The 18,577-nt window shown below is 61.0% G+C and carries 19 protein-coding genes and 5 tRNA genes; 14 read left to right on the forward strand and 10 right to left on the reverse strand.

The features are described 5' to 3' along the window. Positions 1-106 precede the first annotated feature (106 nt). Positions 107-182: transfer RNA gene (locus LT40_RS05260), tRNA-Asn, on the reverse strand. Positions 183-241: 59 nt separating this feature from the next. Continuing rightward, complete coding sequence (locus LT40_RS05265; RefSeq protein ID WP_043187277.1) at positions 242-1,438, reverse strand: amino acid aminotransferase; 1,197 nt, start codon at positions 1,436-1,438, stop codon at positions 242-244. A gap of 290 nt (positions 1,439-1,728) precedes the next feature. On the opposite strand from LT40_RS05265, the gene uvrB reads away from it, so the two are divergent. From uvrB to LT40_RS05310, 9 genes are all read left to right on the forward strand, one after another. Beyond that, positions 1,729-3,744, forward strand: a complete 2,016-nt coding sequence (gene uvrB / locus LT40_RS05270; protein ID WP_043187280.1) for an excinuclease ABC subunit UvrB — start codon at positions 1,729-1,731, stop codon at positions 3,742-3,744. Between the two features lie 202 nt (positions 3,745-3,946). Beyond that, complete coding sequence (gene gltX / locus LT40_RS05275; RefSeq protein WP_043187284.1) at positions 3,947-5,425, forward strand: glutamate--tRNA ligase; 1,479 nt, start codon at positions 3,947-3,949, stop codon at positions 5,423-5,425. Between the two features lie 232 nt (positions 5,426-5,657). Continuing rightward, positions 5,658-5,733: transfer RNA gene (locus LT40_RS05280), tRNA-Ala, on the forward strand. A gap of 69 nt (positions 5,734-5,802) precedes the next feature. Next, positions 5,803-5,878 (forward strand) — tRNA-Glu (locus LT40_RS05285). 53 nt (positions 5,879-5,931) lie between these two features. Then, a tRNA-Ala gene (locus LT40_RS05290) sits at positions 5,932-6,007 on the forward strand. Between the two features lie 43 nt (positions 6,008-6,050). Then, a tRNA-Glu gene (locus LT40_RS05295) sits at positions 6,051-6,126 on the forward strand. A gap of 107 nt (positions 6,127-6,233) precedes the next feature. Further along, on the forward strand, positions 6,234-6,671 hold the full coding sequence (locus LT40_RS05300) for an acyl-CoA thioesterase (protein WP_043187287.1): 438 nt from the start codon (positions 6,234-6,236) through the stop codon (positions 6,669-6,671). Positions 6,672-6,742: 71 nt separating this feature from the next. Then, the gene (locus LT40_RS05305) at positions 6,743-7,687 is read left to right on the forward strand and encodes a tRNA dihydrouridine synthase (RefSeq protein WP_043187289.1); all 945 of its coding nucleotides are present in this window, start codon (positions 6,743-6,745) and stop codon (positions 7,685-7,687) included. A gap of 152 nt (positions 7,688-7,839) precedes the next feature. Next, the gene (locus LT40_RS05310) at positions 7,840-8,286 is read left to right on the forward strand and encodes an Hsp20 family protein (protein ID WP_043187292.1); all 447 of its coding nucleotides are present in this window, start codon (positions 7,840-7,842) and stop codon (positions 8,284-8,286) included. A gap of 71 nt (positions 8,287-8,357) precedes the next feature. Here LT40_RS05310 and LT40_RS05315 read toward each other — a convergent pair whose 3' ends face one another. Both LT40_RS05315 and argF read right to left on the reverse strand, forming a co-directional pair. Continuing rightward, positions 8,358-9,443 carry an ABC transporter ATP-binding protein gene (locus LT40_RS05315; protein WP_043187295.1) on the reverse strand — a complete coding sequence of 362 codons (1,086 nt, stop codon included), beginning with the start codon at positions 9,441-9,443 and terminating at the stop codon, positions 8,358-8,360. Then, a complete protein-coding gene (gene argF, locus LT40_RS05320) occupies positions 9,440-10,360 on the reverse strand; it encodes an ornithine carbamoyltransferase (RefSeq protein ID WP_043187298.1) in 921 nt (306 codons plus the stop codon). The genes LT40_RS05315 and argF overlap by 4 nt, the downstream gene beginning before the upstream one ends. Positions 10,361-10,639: 279 nt before the next feature. On the opposite strand from argF, the gene LT40_RS05325 reads away from it, so the two are divergent. Together LT40_RS05325 and grxD are read left to right on the forward strand one after the other, a co-directional pair. Beyond that, complete coding sequence (locus tag LT40_RS05325) at positions 10,640-10,933, forward strand: hypothetical protein (RefSeq protein ID WP_043187301.1); 294 nt, start codon at positions 10,640-10,642, stop codon at positions 10,931-10,933. Between the two features lie 122 nt (positions 10,934-11,055). Further along, positions 11,056-11,397 (forward strand): Grx4 family monothiol glutaredoxin, encoded by a 342-nt coding sequence (gene grxD / locus LT40_RS05330; protein WP_043187303.1) that lies wholly within the window; start codon positions 11,056-11,058, stop codon positions 11,395-11,397. A gap of 104 nt (positions 11,398-11,501) precedes the next feature. Here the strand turns inward: grxD and bfr are convergent, their stop codons facing one another. The 4 genes from bfr to pyrC all read right to left on the reverse strand — a co-directional run bounded on the left by bfr (position 11,502) and on the right by pyrC (position 14,267). After that, a complete protein-coding gene (gene bfr, locus LT40_RS05335; RefSeq protein ID WP_043187306.1) occupies positions 11,502-11,978 on the reverse strand; it encodes a bacterioferritin in 477 nt (158 codons plus the stop codon). 198 nt (positions 11,979-12,176) lie between these two features. Next, a complete protein-coding gene (locus tag LT40_RS05340; RefSeq protein WP_043187308.1) occupies positions 12,177-12,398 on the reverse strand; it encodes a bacterioferritin-associated ferredoxin in 222 nt (73 codons plus the stop codon). A gap of 151 nt (positions 12,399-12,549) precedes the next feature. Further along, positions 12,550-13,224, reverse strand: coding sequence for a ribonuclease T (gene rnt, locus LT40_RS05345; protein ID WP_043187311.1), 675 nt, complete (start codon positions 13,222-13,224; stop codon positions 12,550-12,552). After that, a complete protein-coding gene (gene pyrC, locus LT40_RS05350) occupies positions 13,221-14,267 on the reverse strand; it encodes a dihydroorotase (RefSeq protein WP_043187313.1) in 1,047 nt (348 codons plus the stop codon). Before pyrC ends, rnt begins: the two co-directional genes overlap by 4 nt. Positions 14,268-14,396: 129 nt before the next feature. Between pyrC and LT40_RS05355 the strand changes: the two genes are divergently transcribed. Next, the gene (locus tag LT40_RS05355) at positions 14,397-15,320 is read left to right on the forward strand and encodes a flagellar protein MotY (protein ID WP_043187315.1); all 924 of its coding nucleotides are present in this window, start codon (positions 14,397-14,399) and stop codon (positions 15,318-15,320) included. A 97-nt stretch (positions 15,321-15,417) separates the two neighbouring features. Then, the gene (locus LT40_RS05360) at positions 15,418-16,635 is read left to right on the forward strand and encodes an argininosuccinate synthase (RefSeq protein WP_043187317.1); all 1,218 of its coding nucleotides are present in this window, start codon (positions 15,418-15,420) and stop codon (positions 16,633-16,635) included. 69 nt (positions 16,636-16,704) lie between these two features. On the opposite strand, the gene LT40_RS20895 is transcribed toward LT40_RS05360, so the two are convergent. Further along, positions 16,705-17,253, reverse strand: coding sequence for a hypothetical protein (locus tag LT40_RS20895; RefSeq protein ID WP_148308514.1), 549 nt, complete (start codon positions 17,251-17,253; stop codon positions 16,705-16,707). Positions 17,254-17,725: 472 nt separating this feature from the next. Here LT40_RS20895 and LT40_RS05370 point away from each other — a divergent pair, with 472 nt between their 5' ends. Beyond that, positions 17,726-18,352, forward strand: coding sequence for a response regulator transcription factor (locus LT40_RS05370; RefSeq protein ID WP_043187324.1), 627 nt, complete (start codon positions 17,726-17,728; stop codon positions 18,350-18,352). A 29-nt stretch (positions 18,353-18,381) separates the two neighbouring features. On the opposite strand, the gene LT40_RS05375 is transcribed toward LT40_RS05370, so the two are convergent. Then, positions 18,382-18,561 (reverse strand): PA3496 family putative envelope integrity protein, encoded by a 180-nt coding sequence (locus LT40_RS05375; RefSeq protein ID WP_043187326.1) that lies wholly within the window; start codon positions 18,559-18,561, stop codon positions 18,382-18,384. Positions 18,562-18,577: the final 16 nt, after the last annotated feature.

The raw sequence follows: 18,577 nt of genomic DNA on the forward strand, positions 1-18,577 counted from the left end.
GCAGGGCAGGGGAAAGTTCGAAGGCAAAGGCGGTGAGGCGCACTGCACGAAGGCCACCGTGCAGGCAAAAAAAAGCCCCTGCAATGAGGGGCTTTCTTTCAGTATTTGGCTCCACGACCTGGACTCGAACCAGGGACCCAATGATTAACAGTCATTTGCTCTACCAACTGAGCTATCGCGGAATCTGCTGCGTATGTTACTGATTGCTAAGGGGAAGTCAAGCCTCCCCTAAGCAAAGAACCTACAGCACCGCAACAATGGCCTTGATCACGCCATCGATGTTGCGCTGGTTCAACGCGGCTACGCAGATGCGCCCGGTGTCCAGCGCGTAGATGCCGAACTCGTTGCGCAGGCGAGCGACCTGTTCGGCGCTCAGCCCCGAATAGGAAAACATGCCGGCCTGACGGGCGACGAAACCGAAATCACGGTTCGCACCCTGTGCCGCCAGCCCCTCGACCATTTGCAGGCGCATGCCGCAAATGCGCTGGCGCATCTCGCCCAGCTCGGCTTCCCACATGGCGCGCAGCTCAGGGCTGTTGAGCACATTGGCAACGATCATCGCGCCGTGGGTCGGCGGATTGGAATAGTTGGTACGAATGACGCGCTTGATCTGCGACAGCACGCGAGTGCTCTCGTCGCTCGACTGGGTGACGATCGACAAGGCGCCGACACGCTCGCCGTACAACGAGAACGATTTGGAGAACGAGCTGGAAACGAAGAAGCTCAGGCCCGACTCGGCAAACAGGCGCACGGCCGCGGCGTCTTCATGGATGCCGTCGCCAAAACCCTGGTAAGCCATGTCGAGGAACGGCACGTGGCCCTTGCGCTTGACCACCTCCAGCACGTTGACCCAGTCGGATGCACTGAGGTCTACGCCGGTCGGGTTGTGGCAGCAGGCATGCAGCACAACGATGGAACCGGCGGGCAGGACGTCGAGGTCTTCGAGCATGCCTGAACGGTTCACGTCGTTGCTGGTCGCATCATAGTAGCGATAGTTCTGCACGCCGAAACCGGCGGTTTCGAACAGGGCGCGATGGTTTTCCCAGCTCGGATCGCTGATCGCGACCACGGCATCGGGCGACAGTTGCTTGAGCAGATCCGCCCCGATCTTCAGCGCGCCGGTGCCACCGACGGCTTGGGTGGTGACCACGCGGCCTGCTGCCAGCAACGGCGACTGGTCACCGAATATCAAGGTCTGTACGGCCTTGTCGTAAGCCGCGATACCGTCGATTGGCAGGTACCCACGGGCAGCGTGCTGTGCAACGCGCTGGGCTTCGGCTTCGATCACCGCGCGCAGCAGGGGAATTCGCCCTTCTTCGTTGCAGTACACGCCAACGCCCAGATTCACCTTGTCGGTGCGGGTATCGGCGTTGAATGCTTCGTTGAGGCCCAGGATAGGATCGCGGGGTGCCAATTCGACAGCGGAAAACAGGCTCATTTTTACCTTGGCTCTGATCGGGAGTGAAGGGAGGAGAGACACGCTTCACCCATTCGGCGCAAAGCGGTGCACGACTGAGGGTCGAGTATAAAGACGCTTGGCGGATGGGGCGACTGGTTGCACTTGGTTTTACCGCTTTTTACCGAATATTTTTCGACCATTGGTCCCGTGTTTATCGAAGGTCCAGGGTCACACCCTTGAAACTCTTGGTAACAAGCGCCAATTAGGGTTAAGTACTGTCTATAAATACAGTCGGAAAAGTCCGGCTGTGGCGACTCACGAGGTGTGGCATGTCCGAGTTTCAACTGGTTACCCGATTCGAGCCGGCCGGCGACCAGCCGGAAGCCATTCGCCTGATGGTGGAGGGTATCGAGGCGGGCCTGGCGCACCAGACCTTGCTGGGGGTAACCGGGTCGGGCAAGACGTTCAGCATCGCCAACGTGATTGCCCAGGTCCAGCGTCCCACACTGGTGCTGGCGCCGAACAAGACCTTGGCGGCTCAGCTGTATGGCGAGTTCAAGGCGTTCTTCCCGAACAACGCGGTCGAATATTTCGTCTCCTACTACGACTACTACCAGCCCGAAGCGTACGTGCCGTCGTCGGACACCTTCATCGAGAAGGATTCCTCGATCAACGACCACATCGAGCAGATGCGCTTGTCCGCGACCAAGGCGTTGCTCGAGCGCAAGGACGCCATCATCGTCACCACCGTGTCGTGCATCTACGGTCTGGGCAGCCCTGAAACCTATCTGAAAATGGTCCTGCACGTGGATCGCGGCGACAAGCTCGACCAGCGCGCGCTGCTGCGCCGGCTCGCCGACCTGCAATACACCCGCAACGAGATGGACTTTGCCCGCGCCACATTCCGCGTACGCGGCGACGTCATCGATATATTTCCTGCCGAATCCGATCTGGAAGCCATCCGTATCGAATTGTTCGACGACGAGGTCGAGAACATTGCTGCCTTCGATCCACTGACCGGTGAAGTCACGCGCAAGCTTCCGCGCTTTACCTTCTACCCCAAGAGTCACTACGTGACCCCGCGCGAGACGTTGCTGGGCGCGGTAGAAGGTATCAAGGAAGAACTCAAGGATCGTCTGGATTACTTCCGCGACAAGAACAAGCTGGTCGAAGCCCAGCGGCTGGAGCAACGTACGCGCTTCGATCTGGAGATGATCCTGGAGCTGGGCTATTGCAACGGCATCGAAAACTATTCGCGCTACCTGTCCGGGCGTCCGTCCGGCGCGGCACCACCCACGCTCTATGACTACCTGCCGGCCGACGCCTTGCTGGTGATCGACGAGTCCCACGTCAGCGTTCCCCAAGTGGGCGCGATGTACAAGGGCGACCGCTCGCGCAAGGAGACCCTGGTCGAGTACGGCTTCCGCCTGCCCTCGGCGCTGGACAACCGACCCATGCGTTTCGACGAATGGGAAGGGGTGAGCCCGCAGACCATTTTCGTCTCGGCCACGCCCGGCAATTACGAGGCTGAACACGCCGGGCGCATCATCGAGCAGGTGGTACGGCCCACCGGCCTGGTCGATCCTCAGGTGGAAGTGCGGCCCGCGTTGACCCAGGTGGACGATCTGTTGTCGGAGATCCGCAAGCGCGTCGCCACCGACGATCGCATCCTGGTCACCGTGCTGACCAAGCGCATGGCCGAGGACCTGACCGACTACTTGGCCGACCACGATGTACGCGTGCGTTACCTGCACTCGGACATCGATACCGTCGAGCGTGTCGAGATCATTCGCGACCTGCGCCTCGGCGCGTTCGATGTGATCGTAGGGATCAACTTGCTGCGCGAAGGCCTGGACATGCCCGAGGTGTCGCTGGTGGCCATTCTGGATGCCGACAAGGAAGGTTTCCTGCGCTCCGATCGCTCATTGATCCAGACCATCGGCCGCGCCGCGCGAAACCTCAATGGCCGCGCCATCCTTTACGCCGATCGCATGACCGGCTCGATGGAGCGCGCCATCGGCGAGACCGAGCGTCGTCGCGAAAAGCAGATCGCCTTCAACGAAGCCCACGGCATCGTGCCCAAGGGCGTGGTCAAGGACGTCGCCGATATCATGGAAGGCGCCACCGTGCCCGGCTCGCGCAGCAAGAAGCGCAAGGGCATGGCCAAAGCCGCCGAGGAAAATGCGCGCTACGAGAACGAGCTGCGCTCGCCGAGTGAGATCACCAAGCGCATCAAGCAGTTGGAAGAGAAAATGTACCAGTTGGCCCGCGACCTGGAATTCGAAGCCGCCGCGCAGATGCGCGACGAAATCGGCAAGCTGCGCGAACGCCTGCTCAAGGTCTGACCCCGAGCCGCTCCCCTTCGCGGCCGATGACCGCTCCCACAAGGCATCTGCAAGCATACGACCTGTGGGAGCGGTCACCGGCCGCGAAGGCCGCACCACCGTTCCCAAGTCGAGCACCAATACCCTCGCCACACGATTCTGGAGCCTGCCCCCCAAGCCCTGCTAACATCGGCGTTTCGATTCAACCTGCTCGAGACCCTCAATGACCGTTCGTACGCGTATCGCCCCATCGCCCACCGGCGACCCCCATGTCGGCACGGCCTACATCGCCCTGTTCAACTATTGCTTTGCCAAACAGCATGGCGGCGAATTCATCCTGCGCATCGAAGACACCGACCAACTGCGCTCGACCCGCGAATCCGAACAGCAGATCTTCGACGCCCTGCGCTGGCTCGGCATCGAATGGAGCGAAGGCCCCGACGTAGGCGGCCCACATGGTCCGTACCGGCAGAGCGAGCGGGGCGACATCTACAAGCAATACGCCCAGCAACTGGTCGACATGGGCCACGCGTTCCCGTGCTTCTGCACCGCCGAAGAACTCGACCAGATGCGCGCCGAACAGACCGCCCGTGGCGAGACCCCTCGCTACGATGGCCGCGCGTTGTTGCTGTCGGCCGAGGAAGTCCAGCGCCGCCTGGCCGCTGGCGAACCCCACGTCATCCGCATGAAGGTCCCCACCGAAGGCGTCTGCGTGGTTCCCGACATGCTGCGCGGCGACGTTGAAATCCCGTGGGACCGCATGGACATGCAGGTCCTGATGAAAACCGACGGCCTGCCCACCTATTTCCTGGCCAACGTGGTCGACGACCACCTGATGGGCATTACCCACGTGCTGCGCGGCGAAGAATGGCTGCCGTCGGCGCCCAAGCTGATGAAGCTTTACGAATACTTCGGCTGGGAGCAACCGGCGCTGTGCTATATGCCGCTGCTGCGCAATCCGGACAAGAGCAAGCTGTCCAAACGCAAGAACCCGACCTCGGTGACCTTCTACGAGCGCATGGGCTTCATGCCCGAGGCCATGCTCAACTATCTGGGCCGCATGGGCTGGTCAATGCCCGACGAGCGCGAGAAGTTCTCCCTCGCCGAAATGGTCGAGCACTTCGATCTCTCCCGGGTTTCCTTGGGCGGTCCGATCTTCGATATCGAGAAGCTCTCGTGGCTCAACGGCCAGTGGTTGCGCGAGCTCCCGGTACAGGAGTTCGCCGCACGGGTGCAGCAGTGGGCCTTCAATCCCGACTACATGATGAAGATCGCGCCGCACGTGCAGGGCAGGGTAGAGACCTTCAGCCAGATCGTTCCGCTGGGTGGCTTCTTCTTCGCCGGTGGGCTGCAGCTGGATGCGCGGCTGTTCGAGAGCAAAAAGCTTTCTGCCGACCAGGTGCGGCAGTTGATGCAGTTGATCCTCTGGAAGCTGGAAAGCCTGCGCCAGTGGGACAAGGAGCGCATCACCGCGACCATCCAGGCCGTGGTCGAGTCGCTCGGATTGAAGCTGCGCGACGCCATGCCCCTGATGTTCGCCGCGATCACCGGGCAAGCCAGTTCGGTGTCGGTCTTGGACGCCATGGAAATCCTCGGCCCCGACCTGACCCGCTTCCGTCTGCGCCAGGCCCTGGACCTGCTCGGCGGTGTTTCCAAGAAAGAAAACAAGGAATGGGAAAAGCTCCTGGCCGCCATCGCCTGACCCCCGACGCGGCTCGCGCCGCTGCTACAAAAGATCGCGGGCCAGGGTGCATCCGATGCACCACGATCCCCGTAGCAGCGGCGCAAGCCGCGTCGCTCTTCGACGAAACCCAGCAAAACCGGTAAGTCCCTGTAATCGCGATAAAAAACTTCCAAATAATTCTGAAAATAAGTTTGACACCCTGGCGAGGTCGTCTTAATATGCGCCCCGTCCACACAGCAACACACTGTTTGGGGCTATAGCTCAGCTGGGAGAGCGCTTGCATGGCATGCAAGAGGTCAACGGTTCGATCCCGTTTAGCTCCACCAAATTCCAGGCTTGATGTCGCAGGTTGACAATGAGCCGATCAGTTCCAGACTGATCTTGGTAGAAGGTATGTCCCCTTCGTCTAGTGGCCTAGGACACCGCCCTTTCACGGCGGTAACAGGGGTTCGAGTCCCCTAGGGGACGCCAGTTGTAAAGAAATATCGAGTGAAGTCGGTATTCCGCCGCAGGGCGATAAATTCGGGGCTATAGCTCAGCTGGGAGAGCGCTTGCATGGCATGCAAGAGGTCAACGGTTCGATCCCGTTTAGCTCCACCAATTTGCCAGAGTTCGCGTTAGCGAGCTCGACTGAAGGTTTTGCGTCCCCTTCGTCTAGTGGCCTAGGACACCGCCCTTTCACGGCGGTAACAGGGGTTCGAGTCCCCTAGGGGACGCCACGATTACCCGCTCTGCGGGACTTATAAGGCTCATTCGATTATTGAATGAGCCTTTTGTTTTTCTGCCCTCGCCATATCCGCCTGTTCCTAATTCTCCAGGAGCGCCCATGAACTGGGATCGGCCCACCCCCTTCGTCATCGCCCTCAAAGTCCAGCCCGACGACATCGACGGCCTCGGACACGCCAACAACGCCGTCTACGTGACCTGGCTCGAGCGTTGTGCCTGGCAGCATTCACAACACCTGGGCCTGGATCTTGCGACCTATCGGCAGCTAGACCGCGCCATGGCTGTGGTCCGTCATGAAATCGACTACCTGGCCAGCGCCCGTGAAGGTGATGAACTGGAGTTGGGGACCTGGATTCTCGATTGGGACCGACGCCTGAAAATGACTCGCCAATTCCAGCTGTTGCGGCCACGTGACGGCGCAGTACTGTTGCGGGCCAGCACCACGTTCGTGTGCATCGAGCTGTCCAGCGGCAAGCCCAAGCGCATGCCGGCGCAGTTCCTCGAAGGGTATGGTGCAGCGATAGCCATCGAGCCCTAGCGTTACCATTGCTACATGGCCTTTCTGCTAGAATCCGCAGCCTTTCAAGCACGCTGTTCGAGAACCCCCTCATGCAATTAGCCTTGGCGCCCATGGAAGGCTTGGTCGACGATATCCTGCGCGACGTCCTGACCCAGGTCGGTGGCATCGACTGGTGCGTCACCGAGTTCATCCGCGTCAACGAACGCGTGCTTACCGCCGCCTACTACCACAAGTTCGGGCCTGAGCTGCTTGTCGGTGCCAAGACGCGCGCAGGCGTGCCGCTGCGCGTGCAGCTGCTCGGCTCGGACCCGGTGGCGCTGGCCGACAACGCCGCTTTCGCCTGCACCCTGGGAGCGCCGGTGATCGATCTGAATTTCGGCTGTCCGGCCAAGACGGTGAACAAGTCCCGAGGCGGCGCCGTACTGCTCAAGGAGCCGGAGTTGCTCCACCGCATCCTGCGCGAAGTGCGCGCCACGGTCCCCGCGCACATTCCGGTGACGGCGAAGATGCGGCTGGGTTTCGATACGCCCGACAGCGCCATCGAATGCGCCACGGCGCTGGCCGAAGGTGGGGCCGAGGTCCTTGTGGTGCATGCGCGGACCAAGGTCGACGGTTACAAGCCCCCGGCACACTGGGAATGGGTCGCCAAGGTACAGGACGTGGTGAAGGTGCCGGTCTACGCCAACGGTGACATCTGGACCGTCGCCGACTGGAGGCGCTGCCGTGAAGTCAGCGGTGCCAAGGACTTCATGCTCGGTCGTGGGCTGGTGTCCAAGCCCGATCTGGCGCGGCAGATCGCCGCTGCGGAGCAGGGCATCGAGCTGCCTGACATGACCTGGGCCCAACTGCTGCCATTGATCCGCGAGTTCTGGCGCCAGGCCCGTGCGCAACTCACGCCACGTCAGGCGCCGGGCCGGCTCAAGCAGTGGCTGGCCATGCTGACCCGCACCTACCCCGAAGCGACCGAGCTGTTCACCCTGGTGCGCCGCGAACAGGATTGTGAGGCCGTCGAACGCCTGCTGCAGCCGGGCTAGCGAGTCAGCAGGTAACGAAGAAAATCTTCGCACTGCGAAAGAAAATTTTCCTGGAAGCTCTTGAAAGCGTTTGGCTGGTCCCTATCTATGGATTACGCGATGCCGAATTCGGGTCGCGGAGACAATCACTCGCTGAGATTCAGGAGAAACACATGGCTACTGCATTTTCCCTTGCTCCACTGTTCCGCCACTCCGTGGGCTTCGATCGCTTCAACGATCTGTTCGAGTCTGCCGCACGCAACGAGTCGGCCAGCAGCTACCCACCCTACAACGTCGAAAAGCACGCCGATGATCAGTACCGGATCGTCATCGCTGCTGCAGGCTTCCAGGAAGAAGACCTGGAGCTGCAAGTCGAGAAGGGCGTTCTGACCGTCAGCGGCGGCAAGCGCGACGCCGAGACCACCGGCGTGACCTACCTGCACCAAGGCATCGCCCAGCGCGCGTTCAAGCTGTCGTTCCGCCTCGCCGACCATATCGAGGTCAAGGCTGCGGCGTTGAACAACGGTTTGCTCAACATCGACCTGCTGCGTGTCGTGCCCGAAGAGGCCAAGGCCAAGCGCATCCCGATCAACGCATCCGCGCAGACCCGTCTGCAATAACGCTTGAAGCTGTAGAAGAAAGGGCGCTTGGTGGAGCGCCCTTTTTTATTGCCTGGGATTTGCCGGTTGCTTCAGGCGTGTCGCTGCGGCTCGTTGAGCACCGGTACGCTGCCTGCTGCGGGAAACAGCACCAGATGATCGGCAGCGACCTGAATGCCCACTTCCGCGCCCGGCGGGTAATCCAGGTGGCTGGGGAACACGGCTTCCAGCTGGCTGCCGGTAGGCAGCTGCAAACGGTACAGGGTCGCCGCACCCTGGAAACTCTTGCCGACAATGCGGGCCCTGAGCGCGCTGTCCGGGGCATGAACGATGTCGTCGGGCCGCAAAAGCAGGTCGACCGCGCTGCCGGTAGGCCAGGTGTAGGCACGGTTGCCGCGCAAGGCGCCCAGCTCCGTGGTCACGGTGTCCGGATCAAGCAGTTGGCCGCGAATGAAATAACCCTGGCCGATGAAGCTGGCCACGAACGGCGTGGCCGGTTCGTGATACAGGTTGTACGGCGTATCCCACTGCTCCAGCCGACCTTCCTTGAACACACCGACATGGTCACTCACGGCGAAGGCTTCTTCCTGGTCGTGGGTTACCAGAATGGCACTGGTGCCGCGGCACTTGAGGATGTCGCGCACCTCATGGCTCAGGCGACGGCGCAGTTCGACGTCGAGGTTGGAGAACGGCTCGTCCAGCAGCAACAACTGCGGCTCCGGCGCCAGTGCCCGGGCCAACGCGACACGCTGCTGCTGGCCGCCCGAAAGCTCATGGGGATAGCGCGCGTCCAGGCCACCGAGGTTGACCAGTTCGAGCATGTCGCCGATCACCTGTGCCTGCCGGGGGTGCTTGCGGATGCCGAAGGCGATGTTCTGGGCCACGGTCAAGTGGGGGAACAGTGCATAGTCCTGGAAGACCATGCCGATTCGGCGCTTTTCCGGAGCCAGGGTATGGCCGGGCCGGGAAATGACCTCGCCATCGAGCCTGATCTCACCTTCATGGACCGGCTCGAAGCCGGCGATGGCGCGCAGGGTCGTGGTCTTGCCGCACCCGGAGGAGCCGAGCAAGCAGCCGATGTCGCCCGCGTTCAGGTGCAGGTTGAGGTTCTGCACCACACGTTGGGCGCCGTAGCCACAGGCCAGATTGCGCAGTTCGAGCAGCAATGCGGCACTCATTCAGGGCGATAGCCGGGAGCGACGAGAAATTCCAGCAAGGCTTTCTGCGCATGCAGGCGATTCTCGGCCTGGTCCCAGGCCACGGCGCGTGGGTCGTCGAGCACGTCATGGCTGATCTCCTCGCCACGGTGCGCAGGCAGGCAATGCATGAACAGCGCATCGTCCGCCGCCAGATCCAGCAGCTCACGGGTCACCTGGTAGGGCTTGAACAGTTTCAAGCGGCGCGCGGTTTCCTCTTCCTGCCCCATGGAGGTCCAGACATCGGTGCTGACCAGATGGGCACCACGCACGGCTTCGCGCGGATCGCGGACCACACTGACGCGCTCAGGCGCCATGGCCACGAAGCGTGGGTCGGGCTCGAAACCTTCAGGGCAGGCGATGCGTAGTTGGAAGTCGAATTGAATCGCCGCTTCTATATAGCTGTGGCACATATTGTTGCCGTCACCGATCCAGGCCACTGTTTTGCCCTGGATGGCGCCGCGGTGTTCGAGAAAGGTCTGCATGTCGGCCAGCAGTTGGCACGGGTGCAGGTCGTCGGACAGCCCGTTGATCACCGGTACCCGCGAATTGGCGGCGAACTCGGTCAGTGTCTGGTGAGCGAAGGTGCGGATCATCACCGCATCGAGCATGCGCGACATGACGATGGCACAGTCGCCGATGGACTCGCCACGGCCCAGTTGCGTGTCGCGTGGGGACAGAAAGATCGCCTGGCCGCCCAGCTGGATCATGCCGGCTTCGAAGGACAGGCGCGTACGAGTCGAGGACTTCTCGAAGATCATGCCCAGGACGCGGTTCTTCAACGGTTCGAACAGGACGCTGCGCTGACGCAGGTCCTTGAGCTCGACACCGCGACGAATGATGCTGATTAGCTCTTCGGGCGTGCAATCCATAAGGGAGAGAAAGTGCCTTGCGCTCATCATTGACTACCTTTTGAAACGGACCGCAGGTACTCGAAAACAGGTTTTTCGGAAAAACGAGTGAGACCTGCGGCGAAAGCCGCACGGGGCGACGAAATAAGGGAAGGCGCCATCCTATAAGGAACTGTCGCCTTTTACCAATAGCCGCTGAAGTTTTAACCCGTGTGCACAAGTTTCCACGGGTTTCGATCTCCGGATGTTTCGCCCGACCATCTGACGTTCCCTAAACATCGGACGTGGGTTATAAATGCGTATTGGGAAACACACGGAGTTTGCGGAATGGAATCGAAAGAACAACAACTGCTGGAGCTGCTCGGCCTGACCGCCCGCACCCTGACCCACCTGACGGCGTCCATGACCTCGATGTCGTTCGAGCTGCTGCGCAGTTCCGATGAGGTCACGCGCTCGGCGGGCAAGCACATGATCGATCGCATGGCGACCATCAGCACCGGCCTGGACGACCACTGGCGGCTCATCGGCGAGCTGACCGGTGTGCATATGGCCCAGGAAGAAGTCGAAACGGTTCTGGAAATCCAGTTGCAGGCACTGCCACCGTCCCTGCCGATGAACTGAGTCGGTCGACCTTATCACAACGCCGCGGGCTGCAAGAGCCCGAGCGTTGCGCTCGGCTTTCCGTTACAATAGCTCACCGTGCCGACCACTGAGTCGGATATACAAGCCGAGCGAGGTGCTCCATGGATATTATCGAAACGATCAAAGAGCAGATTGCCAACAACACGATCCTGCTTTACATGAAAGGCTCGCCGAATGCGCCTCAGTGCGGCTTTTCGGCCAAGGCTTCGCAGGCGATCATGGCCTGCGGCGAGAAGTTCGCCTACGTCGACATCCTGCAAAATCCGGAAATCCGCGCCAACCTGCCCAAGTACGCCAACTGGCCGACCTTCCCTCAGTTGTGGGTCGCCGGTGAGCTGGTAGGCGGTAGCGACATCGTGGCCGAAATGGCCGCCAACGGTGAGTTGCAGACATTGGTCAAGGACGCCTCGGCCAAGGCTGCACAGCCCAAAGCCGACGCCTGACCCCGTGCTTGGCTGGCCTTGCGGCCGGCCAGGAACGTGAAAAGCCCCGCCTGTTCACACAGCGCGGGGCTTTTTCATGGGTTCGCAGCAGCGGTGGGTGGAACTCAGTCTTCCTCGCCCATGCTCGACTGCAGGTAGTTCTCGATTCCGACCTTGTCGATGAGGCTCACTTGAGTCTCCAGCCAATCGATCTGTTCTTCCTTGCCTTCCAGGATATCTTCGAGCATTTCACGGCTACCGAAGTCGCCTGCGGTTTCGCAGTGAGCGATAGCGCCCTTCAGGTCTGCCAGGCCCCTGTACTCGATCTTGAGGTCGCAGGCGAGCATTTCGCCAGCGTGTTCGCCGATCAGAATCTTGCCCAGCTCCTGCAGGTTGGGGATGCCTTCCAGGAAGAGAATGCGCTTGATCAGCTTGTCGGCGTACTTCATGGCATGGATCGATGCCTTGTACTCGTGTTTGCCGAGCTTGTTCAGGCCCCAGTCTTCATACATGCGGGCATGCAGGAAGTATTGGTTGATGGCGACCAGCTCGTTTCCGAGGATCCTGTTGAGATGCTGGATGACGCTGATATCGCCTTTCATGATCGGAGAGCCTGCGCGGGTATTGAAGTAATGGCGTGAAGTTTGGCCTCAGACAGGGATCGTGTCAAACCTAAGTTATTGAATACTATATGAAAATTAATCGGAATAAGAATGACTGAGTTCCGCGTTTGTTGCTAAGTCGTTGTATTTCAGACATAAAAAAACCGGGCATGGCCCGGTTTCTTCAATAGAGGTGTTTTACGCCGGTGTAAATTCTACCGGATAGGGCAGGGTGGACGCCTGGGCAGTCTGGATTTGAGTCAGGGTATCGCGCACCACTTCCTTGGCAAGGCAGGCACATTTACCGCACTGCGTGGCTACGCCGAGGGTTTCGCGCACGTCACGATAGCTGCAGCAGCCTTCATAGATCGCATCGCGAATCTGACCATCGGTGACACCCTGGCAAAGACAGACATACATACGTAAGAACCGCCGCTGTGTTGGTTTCAGTGCGGACGATCCTAATGTTAATGAGAATGCTTGTCAAAGCAACTCGCGTCTACGTTTGGCGCAAGCGATGAACGGTGCGACAGGGGCCCTGGTCGTTTCCGGCAGCCCCTGTTGCAAGGGTTCAGTCGTTGAAATCCTGCCAGCCGCCCATTTGTTTCCAGCGGTTGACGATACCGCAGAACAGCTCGGCGGTTTTCTCCGTATCGTAGCGCGCGGAGTGGGCTTCACGACCATCGAAGTCGATATCGGCTGCCTGGCAGGCCTTGGCCAGAACGGTCTGGCCGTAAGCGAGGCCCGCCAGCGTAGCGGTATCGAAGCTCGAGAACGGGTGGAACGGATTGCGCTTCATGTCGGTACGCGCAACGGCGGCGTTGAGGAAGCCGAGGTCGAAGCTGCTGTTGTGGCCGACCAGAATCGCGCGCTTGCAGCCGTTGGCTTTCAATGCCTTGCGGATGCCGCGAAAGATGTCGGTCAGCGCTGTCTCTTCGCTGACCGCCATGCGCAGTGGATGGTCCAGCTTGATTCCGGTGAACTCCAGCGCGGCGGCCTCGATATTGGCCCCCTCGAAAGGCTCGACCCGGAAGAAGTAGGTGTGGTCGGGAAACACGAAGCCTTTCTCGTCCATGCCGATGGTCGTCGCGGCGATCTCGAGCAGGGCATCGGTGGCGCTGTTGAAGCCGCCAGTCTCGACGTCCACGACTACCGGCAGGTAGCCGCGAAATCGAGCGGCCATGGGATGGCGCGAGCCGGTGCCTGAACTGCCCGTGTCTTCGTCGTCGTAGTTGTCTTCACTCACGCATCTTTCTCCAGCAGGCGCCAGCGCAGTTTTTCACCGGCGCGCAGCGGGATGACGACCTGCTCACCGAATGGCAGGCTGGTTGGGGCGGTCCACTCGTCGCGGACCAGGGTAATGGTGTCGGTGTTGCGCGGCAGGCCGTAGAAGTCAGGGCCGTGCAGGCTGGCGAAGCCTTCGAGCTTGTCCAGCGCGCCGCGCTGCTCGAACGCCTCGGCGTACAGCTCGATGCCCGCATAAGCGCTGTAGCAACCGGCGCAGCCGCAGGCCGCTTCCTTGGCATGCTGGGCATGGGGCGCGGAATCGGTGCCCAGGAAGAACTTGCCGCTGCCGCTTGTAGCGGCGTCGAGCAAGGCGACCTGGTGAGTGTTGCGCTTGAGGATCGGCAGGCAATAGAAGTGCGGCCGGATCCCGCCCACCAGCATGTGGTTGCGGTTGTAGAGCAGGTGCTGGGGGGTGATGGTCGCAGCGACATTGGCCGGAGCGGCCTTGACGAAGTCGGCGGCCTCGGCGGTGGTGATGTGCTCGAACACGACCTTGAGCGTGGGGAAACGCTCTACCAGCCGGCGCATGTGCTCGTCGATGAAGATCTTCTCGCGGTCGAACACGTCGACATCGCCGCGGGTGACCTCGCCGTGGATCAGCAGGGGCATGCCTGCTTCACTCAGGGCCTCGAGCGCCTCTGTGATGTTGTCCAGGCTGGTGACCCCGGAATCGGAATTGGTAGTGGCTCCGGCCGGGTACATCTTGGCCGCCTTGACGAATCCACACGCTGCGGCTGCACGGATGTCGGCGGCGCTGGTGCGGTCGGTCAGGTACAAGGTCATCAGCGGTTCGAAGGCGCTGCCTGCAGGGCGTGCGGCAAGGATGCGCTGGCGATAGGCGTCGGCATCGGCGGCGGTGCGCACCGGCGGGACCAGGTTGGGCATGACGATGGCGCGGGCGAAGATCCGCGATACATCGGCCACGGTATGCGGCAGCACGGCACCATCACGAAGATGGATGTGCCAGTCGTCGGGACGCAGAAGGGTCAGGCGGTCGGACATTGGGGATTCCAGGCGGTTCGAACTCGCGCGAATGCTACCGGAAAACGCCGCCCACGGCATCCGCTATCAAGTTTTGCAGGCCATGTCCGATACCTTGGAAGTACCCCGATCGAACCCGTGGAGCCTGTCGTGCGCCAGCGTTATCTTGCCCTGCTCAGTGTGTTTGCCAGCCTTCCGGCCCTGGCGATGAACTTCCAGACCCGTCTGGAGAACGTCGAGTGGAAAGTCGCTGGTGATCAGTTCGAGTGCCGCCTGGGCCAGCCGGTGGCCAATTTCGGGTCGGCCGAGTTCGTGCGCCGCGCAGGCGAGCAGGCCGTGTTCAGGCTCACTTCCGCCAGTCGCCTGCTGGGCACGGGCTCCGCCACGCTCCTGGCAGCGGCGGCGCCATGGCAGCCAGGTCGCGGCGACATCAACCTGGGCAGCGTGCGCCTGGGCCATGGCGAAGCCTTGTTGACCAGTTCGCAAAGCCAGGCCAGCGGCTTGATCAATGGTCTGCTGGAGGGGCGCATGACACTGGTGCGCAGTCAATCCGGCAGCGGCCAACCGGTCGAGATCCGGTTGCTGTCGGCACGCTTCGGCCAGGCCTTCGGTGAATACCAGGCGTGTGCGGCGAAACTGCTGCCGATGAACTACGACCAGATTCGCCTGAGCGAAGTGGGTTTTCCCCGCGGGCTCGAGCTCGACGCACCGGCCAAGGCGCGCCTGGACAAGCTCTTGGCCTTCATGAAAGCCGATCCCAGCGTCAATCACGTGCAACTCGACGGCCATTCGGACAACAGCGGCAATCGACTGGTGAACCGCGACTTGTCCCGGCGTCGGGCGATGGCCGTGCAGGACTACCTGCTGGCTCATGGCCTGAACGAGAGCCAGGTCACCCTGCGCTTCCATGGCGAGAGCTATCCGCTGGTGACCAACAGCACGGCTGCGAACCGGGCGCGTAATCGCCGCGTGAGCATCGAGCTGAGCCGTGTCGCCGCAGCGCCGAGCGCCGCACCTGCTGCCGATTCATCTGCCGTGCTGGCCACCGACAAGCCCCCCGCCAAGCCGTTGTGACTGTCGCGTGTTCAACCAAAGCTGTCGCGCCCCTGTAAATTCGTGGCCTTGGGCGGTAGAATCGACGGCTTTCCGTAGAACCCCGTGGAGTGATGGCATGGCGGACGTAAACAAGGTCGTTCTGGCGTATTCCGGCGGCCTGGACACTTCGGTGATCCTCAAGTGGCTGCAGGACACTTATAACTGTGAAGTAGTGACGTTCACTGCCGACCTCGGCCAGGGCGAAGAGGTCGAGCCGGCACGCGCCAAGGCGCAGGCCATGGGCGTCAAGGAAATCTACATCGACGACCTGCGCGAAGAGTTCGTGCGCGACTTCGTCTTCCCGATGTTCCGTGCCAACACCGTGTACGAAGGTGAATACCTGCTGGGCACTTCCATCGCGCGGCCGCTGATTGCCAAGCGCTTGATCGAAATCGCCAACGAAACCGGCGCCGACGCCATCTCGCACGGTGCCACCGGCAAGGGCAACGACCAGGTGCGTTTCGAGCTGGGCGCCTATGCGCTCAAGCCTGGGGTCAAGGTCATCGCGCCATGGCGCGAGTGGGACCTGCTCTCCCGTGAAAAGCTGATGGACTACGCCGAGAAGCACAACATTCCGATCGAGCGCCACGGCAAGAAGAAGTCGCCGTACTCGATGGACGCCAACCTGCTGCACATCTCCTATGAAGGCGGCGTGCTGGAAGACACCTGGACCGAGCACGAAGAAGACATGTGGCGTTGGACCGTCTCGCCGGAGAACGCCCCGGATACCCCGCAGTATCTGGAGCTGACCTACCGCAACGGCGACATCGTCGCGCTGGACGGCGTCGACATGACACCTGCCACCGTACTGGCCACCTTGAACCGCATCGGCGGCGAGCACGGCATCGGCCGCCTGGACATCGTCGAGAACCGCTATGTCGGGATGAAGTCCCGTGGTTGCTACGAAACCCCAGGCGGTACGATCATGCTGCGCGCCCACCGCGCCATCGAATCCATCACCCTGGACCGCGAAGTCGCTCACCTGAAAGACGAGCTGATGCCCAAGTATGCCAGCCTGATCTACACCGGCTACTGGTGGAGCCCGGAGCGCCTCATGCTGCAGCAGATGATCGACGCGTCGCAGGTCAACGTGAACGGTGTGGTTCGCCTGAAGCTGTACAAGGGCAATGTGATCGTGACCGGCCGCAAGTCCGACGACTCGCTGTTCGATGCCAACATCGCGACCTTCGAGGAAGACGGCGGCGCCTACAATCAGGCCGACGCTGCAGGTTTCATCAAGCTCAACGCCTTGCGCATGCGCATTGCCGCGAACAAGGGCCGCAAGCTGTTCTGACAGCAGCGGTTCTTGCAGCAGTCAGGCATGCCCTGGAAACCCCGGTCTCGACCGGGGTTTTTTTATGGATCAACCCAACAGCACCGTCCACTTCAACCGGTTCGGTTGCAGTGCCGCTACCTGGCATTGCAAGCCGGCCAACCGCGCAGCCAGCGCATGGGACAGGGGCGGCGGTGGAACCTGCCCTACCAGCACGATCAGCAGCGGTCGGGGGTGTTTGCGCGCCTCCAGAACATGGGCCAAGCGCTCAAGGTGGGCTGCCATGCGCGCGCGGGTATGCAAGGTACTGGCGTCGATGATATGCAGATCGTTGTGCGCCAAACTTATACGATTGTCGGCACGGTACTTATAAGCGTCCGCTTCGCTGTCGAGACTTTCCAGAAAATACGCCGAGCTCTCGAAGTCCGATGGGGAATACAGTGCCCGTCGATTGAAGTTGAGCGTTGCAAAGAAAAGAATGGCCAGGAAAGTTGGGAAGCCCACCAGGAACCATATATAAATGGTCTGGCTGGTTTCATCCAGAAAGGGCAAGCTCGCCAAGGCCGATGCCTCGACCATTGCGGTGAACAGGGCGATGATGCCGAGCGGATTGGGACGGGTGATTTTCTTGTGAGCCACGAGTGCCTCGCCGGGCCGTATCCGGCCGATGGTTGCTTGGCCACCGATAGTAGTAGGGTCGCCAGGCCGCGCAGGATGCATAGTTATCCGTCGGCAAGCGCTCGCAGTGGCGCGGGGTTGCGAGAGGCAGGCGCAGGCGTGAAGGCTCTGGCGTGCGGCTCTGGGTAGAAATCGATAATGATTTTTCGCCGGTATTTATCCTGCAACAGCTTGCCCGGCTAACGCCGCACGGCTCAATTGAAGCGGCAGGGCAATTATGCAATGCTCCTGTTCCTTAGTTTCATAAGCAGAGCTCGATGCCGCCAGGCACTGTACAAGAATTTTCACAGGCGCAATATGTAGGAATATTCTTCTGGGGTTGTAGGAAGTGTCTTAGTTATTGCCTGCCCAGATTCTGAGCCGTCCATGACGGCAAGCGTCTGGGGTAATGTGCGGGCTCTAGAATTCGAACAGCGAAAAATTGGATCCTCCCATGAATAAAGTGCTGATCGTGGACGATCATCCGGTCATTCGCCTCGCCGTGCGGCTGCTGATGGAGCGCCATGGCTACGAGGTCGTGGCCGAGACCGACAACGGTGTCGACGCGCTGCAACTGGCCCGTGACCATGCCCCGGACATCGTCATTCTCGACATCGGGATTCCCAAGCTCGATGGGCTGGAAGTGATCAGCCGGCTGACAGTGAGTGAGCCTCAACTCAAGGTGCTGGTGCTGACCTCCCAGGCGCCGGGGCATTTCTCCATGCGCTGCATGCAGGCGGGTGCGGCGGGCTACGTGTGCAAGCAGCAGGACCTCACCGAGTTGCTCAGTGCGATCAAGGCCGTGCTGTCTGGCTACAGCTATTTCCCCAACCAGGCGCTGCACTCGGTGCGCGCAAGCCTTGGCAATGCCTCGGAAGCCGACATGGTGGACCGCCTGTCCGGGCGGGAAATGATGGTGTTGCAGCAACTGGCCAAGGGCAAGTCGAACAAGCAGATTGCCGATGGCATGTTCCTGAGCAACAAGACCGTAAGTACCTACAAGACGCGCTTGCTGCAAAAGCTCAATGCGCGCTCGCTGGTCGATCTGATCGAATTGGCTCAGCGCAACGGCCTGGCCTGACCTCGAGAGGTAGGTGGGCGCATCGTGCGCTACAGGTCGAAATCGTAGTCCGCCAACTGTCGTTGCAGGCGTCTTTCCTCGAGCAGGTTGTCGATCGTACGCCGCTTGCTCAGGTTGCTCTTGACGGGTTCGACGACGGGCTCGGCGTCTTCACTGTCTACAGTGATGAAGTCGTCTTCCGTTTCCAGCGCTTCTTTATCGGTACTCATGACGTCCGCTCCAGGC

The organism is Pseudomonas rhizosphaerae, from assembly GCF_000761155.1.
Taxonomy (GTDB): Bacteria; Pseudomonadota; Gammaproteobacteria; order Pseudomonadales; family Pseudomonadaceae; genus Aquipseudomonas; species Aquipseudomonas rhizosphaerae.